This is a genomic window from Pseudomonas sp. PSKL.D1 (genome assembly GCF_028898945.1).
Taxonomy (GTDB): domain Bacteria; phylum Pseudomonadota; class Gammaproteobacteria; order Pseudomonadales; family Pseudomonadaceae; genus Aquipseudomonas.
Genome location: NZ_CP118607.1, coordinates 3,679,141 through 3,693,694 on the forward strand (window position 1 = coordinate 3,679,141; position 14,554 = coordinate 3,693,694).

The window sequence follows — 14,554 nt, forward strand, 5'->3', positions numbered from 1 at the left end:
CGAGGAGTACCGGACATGCCGTACGTTCATATTCGCGTCACCAATGAGGGCGTTACTGCCGAACACAAGCGCATGCTGATCGAGGGCACCACACGCATGCTCGAACAGGTGCTGGGCAAGCCGCCGGCAAGCACCTTCGTGGTTATAGAGGAAGTGCCCACCGACAATTGGGGAGTCGGCGGGGAAACGGTGACGAGGTTGAGGCAGCGCGAGCAGGGCTGACTATTGCCGCAGTTGCTCCAGTGCAGCAAGCACATGGCTGGTGGCACGCTCCACCGCGCCCTCACGGCAGGCAATACCCAATTGCCGCCACAACCCGGGCAGCAATGGCCGGCGGGCGATACGCCGATCCAGTGGCTCGGCTTCGCCCTCCTGCGGTAGCAGCGTCGCGCCATAGCCCGCGCCAACCAGGCTCTTGATCGCGTCGTTATAGTTCAGCTCGATTCGCGGCTCCGGGAACAGGCCCGCGGCCGCGAACCAGTCGCCGGTCACCCGCGACAATTGCGTGCTGCTGTCGTTGAGAATCAACGCCCTCTGCCCCAGCCATTGCGGGGTGACACTGGCCGGAGGCTGCCAGTCGGCCGGCACATAGGCAAGGATCGGGTCGCGCCGCCAAGGTGTGACCTTGACGCCCTTGCCAGCCAGCGTCGGCAACGCCACCAGGCCAATGTCCAGGCTGCCCTCGCGTAACCGCGCCAGTGAAGCCTGGGAGGTCAGCACCTGCACCTGCACATCGATGCCCGGGTGCGCCAGGCGCAACTGCTCCAGCGCCTTGGGCAGCAGGTGGGCGATGGCACCGGTCGAAGCGCCCAGGCGAACGCGGCCGGTCAACCCTTCGACTTGCCGTCGCACCTCGTCCAGCGCCAGGTCCGCATCGGCTAACAGGCGGCGGGCCCGGGCCAGCAAGGTTTCGCCGATGGCCGTGGGGCGGATCTGATTGCGGTTGCGAGTCAGCAGTGGCGCTCCGACCCGGGCCTCAAGCTCCGCCACGTGGAGGCTGATGGTGGGCGGCGCGAGGTTGAGTTGCCGGGCGGCTTCGGCGAAGGAGCCGTGGTCAGCGATGAGGACAAGCGTGCGCAGGCGGTCGAGGCTGATTTCCCGCATGAAGTGGAGCCGTGCGTTGATTCAAGTTCATGAAATATGAACATGCCGATCATGAAATTCAAATTTTCTTTATCTCGCTTGCGACGGACCATAGGTTATCCCCCACGACCGGACCCTGCCCATGCACACCCCTGTTGTATTCATCGATGGCGACCAAGGCACTACTGGCCTGCAAATCCACGCCCGCCTGCAAGGGCGTGACGATCTGCGTCTGCTGACGCTGCCAGAACACGAACGCAAAAACCCGCAGCGCCGGCGCGAGGCGATCAACAGCGCCGACATCGCCCTGCTCTGCCTGCCCGACGATGCTGCCCGTGAGGCGGTGGCCGCCATCCACAACCCGGCTGTGCGGGTCATTGATGCCAGTTCGGCACACCGCACGGCACCGGGCTGGGTATACGGCCTGCCAGAACTCGACGAACATCAGGCCGAACACATCGCCCGGGCCAAGCGTGTGAGCAACCCCGGTTGCTACCCAACCGGTGCCATCGCCCTGCTGCGTCCGCTGGTCAAGGCCGGCCTTGTCCCTGCCGACTATCCGCTGAGCATCCATGCCATTTCGGGCTATTCCGGCGGTGGCCGTGCCGCTGTCGAACGGCATGAGTCGCCAGGCATGGTACAAGCGCCCACCCTGCAACTGTATGGCCTGGAACTGGCGCACAAGCACGTACCCGAGATCCAGCAACATGCCGGTTTGTCGGCTCGGCCGATGTTCCTGCCCGGTTATGCCGCCTATCGGCAGGGTATCGTCCTGAGCATCCCGCTGCAGCTGTGCCTGTTGCCTGGCCGCGTCAGTGCGGAGCAGTTGCAGGCCTGCCTTGAGCAGCACTATCAAGGTGCACGGCACGTGCAGGTGATGCCACTGCATCACCAAGGCCCGGCCACGCCCTTGAACCCGGAAGTGCTGAACGACAGCAACGACCTGCGCCTGGCGCTGTATGCCAACGCTGAACATGGTCAGGTGCTGTTGACGGCCATTTTCGACAACCTGGGTAAAGGTGCATCTGGCGCGGCAGTGCAGAACCTCGACCTGATGCTCGCGGCACTGCAGGCACAAGGCTGATAAACTGTGCACCCCGCGCCAACCCGGCACGGGGTGCATTTATAGCAGCCGGAGCCCGTCCACTGATGTTCATCCTGAGCCGCCTCGACAGCGTGCCGCCCGAGTCCTTCCAGAACCAGATCCGTGAACTGGTGATTCATCACGTCAGCACGCTGAGCAGTGTCGCCATCCGCGCAGACAACCCCTTGTACCCGCTGTATCAATACGGGGTGGGCATGGAGGTTCATCAGTACCTGCAAGCCCTGGACGGCACCCGCGGGTTGGCGGTGGAACTTACGCTCGCACTGGATGCGCACGCGCCCGACCAGTTGCTGGGTTTTGCCCTGACGCTTCCTGCGCAGGACAACCCCCTGGCCTGCGCCGTGGCATTTCTGGCCGTGCTGCCCAGCCATCGGCGCCAGGGCATTGCCCGCGCGCTACTGGCCGATGCGCAGACGCGTTACAGCAGCGTCGAACTGAGCGCCTTTGCCAGCCAGGTGCCGTGGTTTGAGGCCATGGGTATGCAGGCAGTGGCAACCAGTGGGCCGCAAGTGCTGATGAGCAGCACCGGGCAGGCCAGCGGGGCGCTGATAGGGCGCGTGGACATTGCGCCCATTTATCAAACCACCGAAATCCATCAAATTCACACCTACCTGCTCAATCAGCAGGGGGAAGAAGCGATGGTTGAAGCTGAATCGCAGCGCGATGAGTGGCTGGATGAATTGGCGGTACAGGCAAAGGACTGTGTGAAGCAGCGCAAGACAGTCCATTGAGCGAATGGCCCGTGGCGGGGCAAGCCTGCCTTTGCCCGCCTTAGGGCCACAGCTTCATTCCAGCTGACTGACCGCGATCTCCCCACCCCCCTTCCCATCCCGTCGCTCACACATCCAGTCATTGACCTTCTGCCCGAATTCGGAGGGAGCCTTGCGCCCGAAGCGTCGCGCCAGGTCCAGAATGGTTTGCTGCGCCAAGGCTTCTTCCATGCGCTTCTGCGCCCCCAGCATCACGGCGTGAATCGCACAGGTGCCCTCGGTCGCCCAACCCGGCGGTGAGCCTTCGAACAATGTGCAGCGGCCACGAATTTCGCGGCAATCGAAGATCTTCTTCGGGCCGTCGATGGCGTTGACGATGTCCAGCACGGTGATTTCATCCGACGGCCGCGCCAGGCGGAAACCACCCCGCACGCCTTCGGTCGCCACCACCAGTTTGGCCCGCGCCAGCTTGGTGAAGACCTTGGCCAGGTACTCCTGTGGCACGCCCTGCAGCTCTGCAAGGTCGCGCACGCTGGAGTCACGGGTATCACCCCGTTCATCCACCAGATACAGCAGGCAATGGATGCCGTATTCGACACCGGCACTGTAGAGCGACATAAATATCTCCGACTAGCTTTGTCGCAAATAGTACGCCTAATCCAGTCGACTGACAAAACGCAATTCAGCATTTCGTCGGGGAGAAACGCTAAACGGAGAAAAAGCTTGCAAGGAATAACTACGATCAATACAGTCGTAGTTATTCGAGAGGCACACACAATCCCTCGAAGCCCCTTTTCCCTGCGGAGCATCCTCATGAAATCGAACATTCTGATCATCGGTGCCGGCTTTGCCGGTGTCTGGAGCGCCTTGAGCGCCGCACGCCTGCTGGACCAGGCGCAACGTGACGACCTGAGCATCAGCGTGCTGGCCCCGCAGGCTGAACTGCGCATCCGCCCACGCTTCTACGAAGCTGACGCGCATACCTTGAAAGCTCCCGTTGGTGAACTGTTCGAAGCCGTTGGCGTGCATTTCATCAGTGGTAATGTCGAGGCGATCGACGCCAGCGCCCGCAGCGTCGGCTACACCGACAGCAACGGCCAGCAGCAACAGATCGGTTATGACCGCCTGATCCTCGCCGCCGGCAGCCAGGTAGCACGCCCTGCCGTGCCAGGCCTTGCCGAACACACTTTCGATGTCGACCAGATGGAGTCGGCAGTACGCCTGGAGCAACACTTGGTCGGCCTGGCCGCCCTGCCCGCCTCCCCTGCCCGCAATACCGTGGTGGTATGCGGTGGCGGCTTCACCGGCATCGAAACCGCCACCGAAATGCCCGTAAGGCTGCGCGCCATCCTGGGTAACGATGTGCGGGTGCTGCTGGTCGACCGTGGCGCCAGCATTGGTGCGGCGCTGGGCGCGGGCATTACACCGTCGATAGTCGCCGCTTCCGAACAGGCGGGCGTCGAGTGGTTGACCAGCACCTGCGTGGTGGCAGTCGATGCCGGGGGCGTTACCCTCGACAATGGCGAGTACATCGCCAGCAAGACGGTTATCTGGACCGTGGGCGTCAAGGCCAGCCCGCTGACTGCACAGATTGCCGGTGAGCGCGACAACTTCGGCCGCCTGAAGGTCGACGACCACCTCAAGGTAGTGGGCCAGGAGCACATTTATGCCACCGGTGACACCGCTTGGGCCGCAGTCGACGAAATCGGCAACCATGCCCTGATGACCTGCCAGCACGCCATCCCGATGGGCCGCCACAGCGGCAACAACGCAATGGCAGACCTGCTGGGCATAGCGCCTGTGGTGTACCGCCAGCCCAAGTACGTCACCTGCCTGGACTTGGGTGAATGGGGTGCCGCCTATAGCGAAGGCTGGGAGCGCGAATTGAAACTGCACGGCCAGGAGGGCAAAAACCTGAAGCGCCAGATCAACTCGGTGTGGATCTACCCGCCAGCAGCTGATCGCGCCTTGGCACTGGCCGCTGCCGACCCGCAGATCGCGATCGTTTAACGGCTAAATCCTGACAAATCCGTCAACAAATGACGGATTTGTTGGGTTTTGTCTTTTCATTGAATGACTGGTCAATATTGATGGCCATATGGCATCATTCAAATCAAAAAACATTCAAAAGGGTGAGGAACACACTAAAACCGCAGCGCATCGAGGGCCTGGCACAAATCCGTGACCCGGCCTCCCGTCCATGCTCTTGACGCCTGCACGCCACCGTCAAGGAGCATTCCATGCAGTTACGGAATATGAAGATCGGCATTCGCGCTGCCAGCGTATTCGCCCTGTTAGGCACCCTGGTCCTGTTCATGGGCCTGATCGCACTGTACGAAACCCGCCAAATGGACGAAGCCACCGATGAAATCCGGGTCACCTGGATGCCAGCCGTGGTCGCCCTGAGCGAGGTCAGCACCAACCTGGGCCGCGCCCGCGCTGTCACCCTGCGGGCAGCACTGGACGACGACCCCGCTGAACGCCTCCGTAATATCGAGTTGCTCAAAGGCATCAACGAACAACTCAAAAGCGGCCTCAAGGATTACGAAGCAACCATCATTGCTGCGGATGACCGCGCGCTGTTCACCGCCTTCAACGCCGCCCACCAGCAATACCTCAACCTGCAAGTGGATGTGCTGCAGAACATAGCCGCGGGGCGAATGGCCGAGGCCAAACAGCAGATCAGCGGCCCGCTGACCCTGTACGCCGACACCATGATGAAAGCCATGGCGGCATTGATCACTTACAACAGCAACGGCGCCGAGCAGGCCTCGCAGCGCAGCAGCGATGTGGCCGATGAGGCATTCACGGCCGTCATTGCCTCGTTGCTGGTCATCATGCTGGCGCTGGTGGCGATTGCCACGGTGCTCACCCGCAGCATCGTGGTACCGCTGGCCGATGCAGTGACCGTGGCCGAGCGCGTTGCCACCGGCGACCTGACTCAGGACATTCAGGTGGCCGGGCGCGACGAGCCTGCCCTGCTACTGCGTGCCTTGGGCCGTATGCAGGCCAGCCTGCGCGACACGATCCGCAAGATTGCAGCTTCGTCCGACCAATTGGCCTCGGCCTCCGAAGAACTGCATACAGTCACCGAAGACACCAGCCGCGGCCTGCACCAGCAGAGCGCGGAAATCGACCAGGCCGCCACCGCCGTCAACCAGATGACTGCCGCCGTGGAAGAAGTCGCCAACAACGCGGTGAGCACCGCCGATGCCTCCAAGGGCGCGGACCGTACCACGCGCGATGGACGTGACCAGGTTAACCAGGCACTGGCGTCGATCCAGCACCTGGTCGAAGACGTTACCGGCACGTCGGCCGAAATCGAGCAGTTGGCCAGCAACGCCAACGAGATCAGCCGCGTGCTCGATGTGATCGGCGCAATTGCCGGGCAGACCAACCTGTTGGCGCTTAACGCCGCCATTGAAGCGGCACGGGCCGGCGAGGCAGGCCGCGGGTTTGCCGTGGTGGCGGACGAGGTACGCGCCCTCGCCCACCGTACCCAGCAGTCGACGGCAGAAATCGAACAGATGATTGCCGGTATCCAGGGCGGCACCGAACGTGCGGTAACCGCCATGCACAGCAGCCAAGGGCGTGCGACCGGAACGCTGGAAGTCGCGCAGGGCGCCGGGCAGGCACTGGAAGTGATTGCCGAGGCCATTGCCTCGATCAACCAGCGCAACCTGGTGATTGCCAGCGCATCGGAACAGCAGGCGCAGGTGGCGCGGGAGGTGGACCGCAACCTGGTGAACATTCGCGACCTGGCGATGCAGACATCGGCGGGGGCCAACCAGACCAGTGCGGCGGCGCAGGATTTGTCGCGGTTGGCGGTGGATCTGAACGGGATGGTGGCACAATTTAAAGTCTGAAGTGGAACGGGGCCGCTTTGCGGCCCATCGCGGATGACTCCGCTCCTACTCGGCCTTTGTAGGAGCGGACTCATCCGCGATGGGCTGCAAAGCAGCCCCGGCTACCTCAATCATTAACCCCCAAACCCCGCACCACCTCCTGCGCCTTGCCGCGGGTAGCCAGGCAATAATAAAGCGGCACGGTCACGATCAACCCGAACAACCACGACAAGTCTGCCCCTTCGACAATGTTCGAATACGGCCCCACATATAGCGACGTATTGGCAAACGGCAACTGCACCAGAATCCCGCACGCATAGGCAATGATCGCGTGGTGGTTGAAGCGCCCGTAAATGCCGCCATCCGCGCGGAAGATCGAGGCGATGTCGTACTGCCCCTTCTTGATCAGGTAGAAGTCGATCAGGTTGATCGACGCCCACGGCACCAGCACCAGCAACAACGCCAGGATCAGGCCGATGAAGTGGCCGATGAAGTCCGCCGAGGCATTCAGCGCTACCATCCCGCATCCCAGCAAAATCACTGACGCCAGCATGACCCGCACCTTGATGCTCGGGGTCCACTGGGCAACGAAGGTCTGGATGGCGGTCACGATAGACAGCACCGCACCATACAGGTTGAGCGCGTTGTGGCTGATGATGTTGAGCAGGAACAGCACCATCAGGATCGGGCCCAGCCAGCCGGTGGCCTGCTTGACCGCATCCATCGCGTCAGTACCGGCCGGCACGCACAGCACCGCCACCGCACCAAAGCTGAAGCACAGGATGGTGCCCAGCGTGGCGCCGAAATACGTGGCCCAGAACGGCTTGGCAATGCCGACTTCCTTGGGCAGGTAGCGCGAATAGTCGGAAGTGTACGGCGAGAAGCTGATCTGCCAGATGGTGCCCAGCGACACGGTGGCGATGAAGCCCGAAAGGTTGAATGCGCCTCGGCTGAAGAAGTCGGCCGGCAGGTCCTGGGCGAACATCATGATGAACCCCGCCAGCAAGGCCGAACCCATGACCCAAGTACCGATGCGGTTCAGGGTATGAATGAAGCGGTAGCCGATAACGCCGATGGCCGTGGCGCTCAGAGCGCCGATGATGATCGCCGTGGGCATTGGCACGCTCGGGGCGATGCCATGGATCGACTTGCCCGCCAGCACGATGTTGGAAATGAAGAAGCCGACGTAGATCAGCGCGGTGAAGAACACGATCAGCAAGGCGCCATAGCGGCCGAACTGGCCACGACTTTGCACCATTTGTGGAATGCCCAACTGCGGGCCCTGCGCAGAGGCCAGGGCGATGACCACGCCCCCCAGCAGATGCCCCAGAACGATGGCAATCAACCCCCACAACAGGTTCAGGTTGAACACCTGGACCACCATGGCGCCGGTGACGATGGGCAGTGGCGCGATGTTGGTGCTGAACCAGAGGGTGAACAGGTCGCGCGCCTTCCCATGGCGCTCGGCAGGCGGAACGTAATCGACCGTGTGGTTCTCGACAAACTGGTGTTGCGACGACGGTTGGGACATAGGATTTCAGCTCGAAAGGTCGTTTTTATCTTTGTAAGGAAACCGCATCAAGGCGGCCTCTCAGCTGCGGACCATATTATGGTATTCCAAACTTTTGACAACACTGATGCGCCCTGAAAATTCGTAACTGATCCGGTTCAGCAACCCACGTCTGCTCGCCGGACTTTGCTCTAAGCCAATGATCACGCGGCTTTTAGCCATTCATCGTGAATTTGGGGCTTTGCAAAATTCCACTTGCAAATCGAGTATTACGGTATACCATCAGACACATCAACGATAAAAACCGCGGCCCACCGCAGCCCCTTCGAGGTACACGCCATGATCGACGCAACCGTCTACAAGAACGTCCTGGGCTCCTTCCCGTCCGGCGTCACGGTCATCACTACCCTGGACGACGACGGCTCGATCGTCGGCCTCACTGCCAGTGCTTTCTCTTCTTTGTCGATGGACCCGCCGCTGGTGCTGTTCTGCCCCAACTACAGCTCCGACTCCTATCCTGTATTGATCAAGAACAAACGCTTTGCCATTCACCTGCTCTCGGGTGAACAACAAGCCGAAGCCTACGCCTTTGCCAAAAAAGGCAAGGACAAGGCCGCTGGCATCGAGTGGACGCTGAGCGAACTGGGTAATCCGATCCTGGCCGGTGCCACCGCCGTGATCGAATGCGAACTGTGGCGCGAGTATGAAGGTGGCGACCACGCCATCATGGTCGGCAAGGTGCACAACCTGATCGTGCCGCAAGAAGCGCCCCGCCCGATGGTTTATTGCCGCGGCAAGATGGCCAGCCTGCCCGCCTTCGCCTGACGCGCCCCGCCTAATTACTGACGCCTGGCGCACCAGGCGAGACTTTCAAGCTCCGAGGAAAGCCCCATGAAATTTTCGTTGTTCGTGCACATGGAACGTTGGGATGAACAGGTCAGCCACCGCCAGCTGTTCGAAGACCTGACCGAACTGACCCTGATGGCCGAAAACGGCGGTTTCAGCACCGTGTGGATCGGCGAACACCACGCCATGGAATACACCATTTCGCCCAGCCCGATGCCGCTGCTGGCCTACCTGGCTGCCCGCACCGACAAAATCCGCCTGGGTGCCGGGACCATCATCGCGCCGTTCTGGAACCCGATCCGCGTGGCCGGCGAATGCGCCCTGCTGGATGTGATCAGCAACGGGCGCATGGAGGTAGGCCTGGCCCGTGGCGCCTACCAGTTCGAATTCGACCGCATGGCCAACGGCATGCCGGCCACCGACGGTGGCAAGGCGCTGCGGGAAATGGTCCCGGCGGTGCGCAAGCTGTGGGAAGGCGACTACGCCCATGAAGGTGAAGTCTACAAATTCCCGACTTCCACCAGCGTGCCCAAGCCGGTACAGCAAGGCATGCCTCCAATGTGGATCGCTGCCCGTGACCCCGACTCGCACAATTTTGCGGTCAAGAACGGCTGCAACGTGATGGTCACCCCATTGATGAAGGGTGATGAGGAAGTGCTGGACCTGAAGAACAAATTCCAGGCGGCGCTAGACAACAACCCGGACGTGCCGCGCCCGCAACTGATGGTGCTGCGCCACACCCACGTGCACAGCCCGGCCGAGCCGGAAGGCTGGAAGGTAGGCGCCGAAGCCATCTCGCGCTTCTACCGCACCTTTGATGCCTGGTTCGGCAACAAGACCACGCCGGTCAACGGCTTCCTGGCGCCAAGCCCCGAGTCGAAGTTTGCCGAGGTGCCGGCATTTGCCCTGGACAACATCCGCAAGAACACCATGATCGGCACGCCTGAAGAAATCATCGCGCGCATCAAGTACTACCAGGAACTGGGCGTCGACGAGTTCAGCTTCTGGTGTGACAACAGCTTGCCGCATGCCGAGAAGAAGAAGTCGCTTGAGCTGTTTATCAAGGAAGTGGTACCGGCGTTTACCTGAATTCCCATTGCCTGAAATCGTTGCGGGATGAGCCCGCTCCCGGGGGGCCTGCATTCCCCCCGTGAGCGGGCGTTTTTTTGGCGCGTCGGAAGATTTGCGGCGCCGATGAAATCGAGCGCCGCGTTGCGCCGCATCGCGGCTGAAGCCGCTCCTACATTTTTTGCAACGTGCCATGCCTGTAGGAGCGGCTTCAGCCGCGATGTGCCGCAACGCGGCGCCCTATCAACCTTTCGTCCCCCCGCAAGAGAATTTTCCACCCCCCTCTTGCACAACAAATATTATGGTATACCATCAGACAACAAGAGCTGATAACCCTCACCAGGAGCCACCCATGAGTTTCGAAATCCGCAAGATCGTCACCTACTCCGAAGAGACCCGCATCGAAGGCGGCAAGGCCACCGACAAGCCGGTGACCATGGTCGGCCTGGCCGTGGTGATCAAGAACCCGTGGGCCGGTCGCGGTTTCGTTGAAGATCTGAAGCCGGAAATCCGCGCCAACTGCTCCGAGCTGGGCGCACTGATGGTCGAGCGCCTGACCGCCGCCATCGGCGGTGCCGACAAGATCGAAGCCTATGGCAAGGCGGCCGTGGTCGGCGCCGACGGTGAAATCGAACACGCCTCCGCCGTGATCCACACCCTGCGCTTCGGTAACCACTACCGCGAAGCAGTCAAGGCCAAGAGCTACCTGAGCTTCACCAACAAGCGCGGTGGCCCGGGCACTTCGATCCAGATCCCGATGATGCAGAAGGACGACGAAGGCCTGCGCTCGCACTACATCACCCTGGAAATGCAGATCGAAGACGCCCCGCGTGCCGACGAAATCGTGGTAGTGCTGGGCGCCGCAGACGGTGGCCGCCTGCACCCACGCATCGGTAACCGCTACATCGACCTGGAAGAACTGGCTGCCGAAAAAGCCAACGCTCAATAACAACAACCAGACGGGCCGGGGCGTTGCGTGCAAGCGCCACGCCCGACCTTCAAGGAGCGCCCTCCATGATTCAGCCTGTCGCTGAACGTACACCGGCCGGTACCAGCTACCTGGACCAAGGCCAGGGCCAACCTGTGGTACTGATCCACGGCGTGGGCCTGAACAAGGAAATGTGGGGCGGGCAGTTCGTGGGCCTGGCCAACGACTACCGCGTCATCGCCTACGACATGCTCGGCCACGGCCAGAGCGCCCTGCCCGCTGCCGACATCGGCCTGGAAGGCTACGCCGCCCAGCTCGCCGAACTGCTCGACCACCTGCAAATCCCGCAAGCCACCGTGATCGGCTTCTCCATGGGTGGCCTTGTGGCACGCGCGTTTGCCCTGCATTACCCGCAGCGCCTTGCCGCACTGGTGGTGCTCAACAGCGTGTTCAACCGCACACCGGAGCAAAGCGCAGGCGTGATTGCCCGTGCCGCCCAGGCAGCCCAGCTCGGCCCCGACGCCAACGTCGACGCCGCGCTCGATCGCTGGTTCAGCCGTGAATACAAAGCTGCCAACCCGGCGCAGGTCGCCGCGATTCGCCAAGTGCTGGCCGGTAACGACCCGCAGGGCTACCACACCACGTATGCCCTGTTCGCCACCCAGGACATGTACCGCGCCGGTGACCTGGGCAGCATCCAGGTGCCGACGCTGATCGCCACTGGCGAACTCGACGCCGGATCCACCCCGGCCATGACCCGCCAACTCGCTGCCAGCATCCCTGGCGCGCAATGCGTGGTGCTGGCCGAGCAACGGCATATGATGCCGGTAGAAGCACCGCGCGAAGTCAACAAAATGCTGCTGGACTTTCTCGCGCACGCCCGCACCCTCACCGAATCCGCCAAGGGGATTGTTGCATGACCCTCGTTCGTTTCCAGATGTGCATCGACGGCCAATGGCGCGATGCCCAGAGCGGCAAGACCTTCGACAGCCTCGACCCGGCCACCGCCAAGGCCTGGGCGCAACTGCCCGACGCCGATGAGGCCGATGTCGAACTGGCCGTACAGGCGGCCCAGCGCGCCTTCGACAGCAAGGCATGGCGCGGCCTGACCGCCACTGCCCGGGGCAAGCTGCTGCGCCGCCTCGGTGACCTGATCGCCGACAACAAGGAACACCTGGCCCAGCTCGAAAGCCGCGACAACGGCAAGCTGATCCGCGAGACCCGTGGCCAGGTGGGCTACTTGCCAGAATTCTTCCACTACACCGCGGGCCTGGCCGACAAGCTCGAAGGCGGCACCCTGCCGCTGGACAAGCCCGACCTGTTCGCCTACACCGTGCACGAGCCCATCGGCGTGGTGGCCGGGATCATCCCGTGGAACAGCCCGCTGTACCTCACCGCCATCAAGCTGGCACCTGCACTGGCGGCTGGCAACACCATCGTGCTCAAGCCGTCCGAGCATGCCTCGGCAACCATTCTTGAGCTGGCCCGCCTGGCCCTGGAAGCTGGCTTCCCGGCCGGTGTGGTCAACGTGGTCACAGGCTTTGGCCCGAGCACCGGCGCGGCGCTGACCCGCCACCCGCTGGTGCGCAAGATCGCCTTCACCGGCGGCGCCGCCACTGCCCGCCATGTGGTGCGCAGCAGCGCCGAGAACTTCGCCAAGCTGTCGCTGGAGCTGGGTGGCAAGTCGCCGAACATCATCTTCGCCGACGCCGATCTGGACAGCGCCATCAACGGCGCCGTGGCCGGCATTTATGCCGCCTCCGGGCAAAGCTGCGTGGCCGGCTCGCGCCTGCTGGTCCAGGACGAGATCTTCGACGAATTCGTCGAACGCCTGATTGCCCGTGCCAAGCGCATCCGCATCGGTAACCCGCAAGATGACGCCAGCGAAATGGGCCCGATGGCCACCGCGCAGCAACTGGCCGTGGTCGAAGGCCTGGTGGCTGCTGCCAAGGCTGAAGGTGCCAAGCTGCACATGGGCGGCAAGCGTGCCGAGGTTGAAGGTGAAGGCTGGTTCTACGAGCCGACGCTGTTCGAATGCGACAGCAACTCGATGACCATCATGCAGGAAGAAGTGTTTGGCCCGGTCGCCGCGGTGATCCGCTTCAAGACCGAAGACGAAGCCCTGGCCATCGCCAACGACTCGCAGTTCGGCCTGGCTGCCGGCATCTGGACCCGCGACCTGGGCCGTGCCCACCGCCTGGCCCGCGACGTGCGCTCCGGCATCATCTGGGTCAACACCTACCGCGCCGTGTCGGCCATGGCGCCGATCGGTGGCTTCAAGAACAGCGGCTATGGCCGCGAGAGCGGCATCGATTCGGTGCTGGCCTATACCGAGCTGAAGACCGTGTGGATCAACCTGTCCACCGCGCCGATGCCCGACCCGTTCGTGATGCGCTGAGAGGTAACACGAGATGATCGAACCTGGCATCTACAAAGACGTGATGGGCTCGTTCCCATCCGGCGTCACCGTGGTCACCACCCTGGACGCCGACGGCGGCATCGTCGGCATCACCGCCAGCGCGTTCAGCGCGCTGTCGATCGACCCGGCGCTGGTGCTGTTCTGCCCCAACTACGCCTCCGATACCTACCCGATCCTGCGCGACAGCAAGCAGTTCGCCATCCACTTGCTGTCCGCCGACCAGACCGCCGAGGCCTATGCCTTTGCCGGCAAGGGTAAAGACAAGGCCAAAGGCATCGACTGGCACTTGAGCGAGCTGGGCAACCCGTTGCTGGCCAAGGCCACGGCGATCATCGAGTGCGAACTGTGGCGCGAGTATGACGGTGGTGATCATGCGATCATCGTCGGGGCGGTGAAGAACCTGGTGCTGCCCGAGCAGCCGGTGACGCCTATGGTGTATCACAAGGGCAAGCTGGGGGCGTTGCCGCCTTTGGGTTGATGATTGAGATTTTGGGGCCGCTGCGCGACCCCAGATTCCTGTTTTAGGGGGCCGCGCCACCCCTCACCCTCGGTTGCGGCCCCTGTTTTAATTTGGAGTACTGCCCATGAGCAACGAAAAGTACGAAAAAGGCCTGCAAATCCGCACCCAGGTGCTGGGCGAGGACTACGTCAACCGCTCCATCCAGAACGCCGACGAGTTCACCAAGCCCCTGCAGGAGCTGGTCACCGAGTATTGCTGGGGCCACGTGTGGGGCCGCGATGGCTTATCGCTCAAAGAGCGCAGCATGATAAACTTGGCCATGATTTCCGCGCTCAACCGCCCTCACGAACTCAAGCTGCATATCCGTGGTGCCTTGCGTAATGGCCTGAGCCGTGAGCAAATTCGCGAGATCCTGCTCCAGGTCGGCATTTATTGCGGCGTGCCTGCGGCGGTGGACAGCTTCCGCATTGCCCGCGAAGCGTTCGCCGAAGCCGATGCGGAGCCAACCCGTTAACAACGGGCTGTTCGAACCACTGCAAGGAGTGCCCGGTTCAAGGCACTCCGCGATGTTGGCGCAACA

At 62.3% G+C, this 14,554-nt stretch carries 15 protein-coding genes; 12 read left to right on the top strand and 3 right to left on the bottom strand.

Going from position 1 to position 14,554, the window contains the following annotated elements:
* Positions 1 to 15: 15 nt before the first annotated feature.
* Positions 16 to 222 carry a tautomerase family protein gene (locus PVV54_RS16295; protein WP_274906248.1) on the top strand — a complete coding sequence of 69 codons (207 nt, stop codon included), beginning with the start codon at positions 16 to 18 and terminating at the stop codon, positions 220 to 222.
* Here PVV54_RS16295 and PVV54_RS16300 read toward each other — a convergent pair whose 3' ends face one another.
* Entirely contained in the window at positions 223 to 1,104 is an 882-nt protein-coding gene (locus PVV54_RS16300) for a LysR family transcriptional regulator (protein WP_274906249.1), read from the bottom strand.
* Positions 1,105 to 1,225: 121 nt separating this feature from the next.
* On the opposite strand from PVV54_RS16300, the gene argC reads away from it, so the two are divergent.
* Positions 1,226 to 2,167, top strand: a complete 942-nt coding sequence (gene argC, locus PVV54_RS16305) for an N-acetyl-gamma-glutamyl-phosphate reductase (RefSeq protein ID WP_274906250.1) — start codon at positions 1,226 to 1,228, stop codon at positions 2,165 to 2,167.
* 65 nt (positions 2,168 to 2,232) lie between these two features.
* Complete coding sequence (locus tag PVV54_RS16310) at positions 2,233 to 2,919, top strand: GNAT family N-acetyltransferase (RefSeq protein ID WP_274906251.1); 687 nt, start codon at positions 2,233 to 2,235, stop codon at positions 2,917 to 2,919.
* 54 nt (positions 2,920 to 2,973) lie between these two features.
* Here the strand turns inward: PVV54_RS16310 and PVV54_RS16315 are convergent, their stop codons facing one another.
* Positions 2,974 to 3,516 (bottom strand): RrF2 family transcriptional regulator, encoded by a 543-nt coding sequence (locus PVV54_RS16315; protein WP_274906252.1) that lies wholly within the window; start codon positions 3,514 to 3,516, stop codon positions 2,974 to 2,976.
* Between the two features lie 195 nt (positions 3,517 to 3,711).
* On the opposite strand from PVV54_RS16315, the gene PVV54_RS16320 reads away from it, so the two are divergent.
* The gene (locus PVV54_RS16320) at positions 3,712 to 4,908 is read left to right on the top strand and encodes an NAD(P)/FAD-dependent oxidoreductase (protein ID WP_274906253.1); all 1,197 of its coding nucleotides are present in this window, start codon (positions 3,712 to 3,714) and stop codon (positions 4,906 to 4,908) included.
* A 245-nt stretch (positions 4,909 to 5,153) separates the two neighbouring features.
* Complete coding sequence (locus PVV54_RS16325; protein ID WP_446731470.1) at positions 5,154 to 6,764, top strand: methyl-accepting chemotaxis protein; 1,611 nt, start codon at positions 5,154 to 5,156, stop codon at positions 6,762 to 6,764.
* Between the two features lie 106 nt (positions 6,765 to 6,870).
* On the opposite strand, the gene PVV54_RS16330 is transcribed toward PVV54_RS16325, so the two are convergent.
* Positions 6,871 to 8,274, bottom strand: a complete 1,404-nt coding sequence (locus tag PVV54_RS16330) for a purine-cytosine permease family protein (protein ID WP_274906255.1) — start codon at positions 8,272 to 8,274, stop codon at positions 6,871 to 6,873.
* Positions 8,275 to 8,592: 318 nt separating this feature from the next.
* Here PVV54_RS16330 and PVV54_RS16335 point away from each other — a divergent pair, with 318 nt between their 5' ends.
* From PVV54_RS16335 to PVV54_RS16365, 7 genes are all read left to right on the top strand, one after another.
* Positions 8,593 to 9,078 carry a flavin reductase family protein gene (locus PVV54_RS16335; RefSeq protein WP_274906256.1) on the top strand — a complete coding sequence of 162 codons (486 nt, stop codon included), beginning with the start codon at positions 8,593 to 8,595 and terminating at the stop codon, positions 9,076 to 9,078.
* A gap of 66 nt (positions 9,079 to 9,144) precedes the next feature.
* Positions 9,145 to 10,188 carry an LLM class flavin-dependent oxidoreductase gene (locus PVV54_RS16340; protein ID WP_274906257.1) on the top strand — a complete coding sequence of 348 codons (1,044 nt, stop codon included), beginning with the start codon at positions 9,145 to 9,147 and terminating at the stop codon, positions 10,186 to 10,188.
* A 331-nt stretch (positions 10,189 to 10,519) separates the two neighbouring features.
* Positions 10,520 to 11,116, top strand: coding sequence for an amino acid synthesis family protein (locus PVV54_RS16345; protein ID WP_060478410.1), 597 nt, complete (start codon positions 10,520 to 10,522; stop codon positions 11,114 to 11,116).
* A 65-nt stretch (positions 11,117 to 11,181) separates the two neighbouring features.
* Positions 11,182 to 12,015 carry an alpha/beta fold hydrolase gene (locus PVV54_RS16350; RefSeq protein ID WP_274906258.1) on the top strand — a complete coding sequence of 278 codons (834 nt, stop codon included), beginning with the start codon at positions 11,182 to 11,184 and terminating at the stop codon, positions 12,013 to 12,015.
* Entirely contained in the window at positions 12,012 to 13,493 is a 1,482-nt protein-coding gene (locus PVV54_RS16355) for an aldehyde dehydrogenase (RefSeq protein WP_274906259.1), read from the top strand. Before PVV54_RS16350 ends, PVV54_RS16355 begins: the two co-directional genes overlap by 4 nt.
* A gap of 13 nt (positions 13,494 to 13,506) precedes the next feature.
* Positions 13,507 to 13,992, top strand: a complete 486-nt coding sequence (locus tag PVV54_RS16360; protein ID WP_274906260.1) for a flavin reductase family protein — start codon at positions 13,507 to 13,509, stop codon at positions 13,990 to 13,992.
* A gap of 106 nt (positions 13,993 to 14,098) precedes the next feature.
* The gene (locus tag PVV54_RS16365; protein ID WP_274906261.1) at positions 14,099 to 14,488 is read left to right on the top strand and encodes a carboxymuconolactone decarboxylase family protein; all 390 of its coding nucleotides are present in this window, start codon (positions 14,099 to 14,101) and stop codon (positions 14,486 to 14,488) included.
* Positions 14,489 to 14,554: the final 66 nt, after the last annotated feature.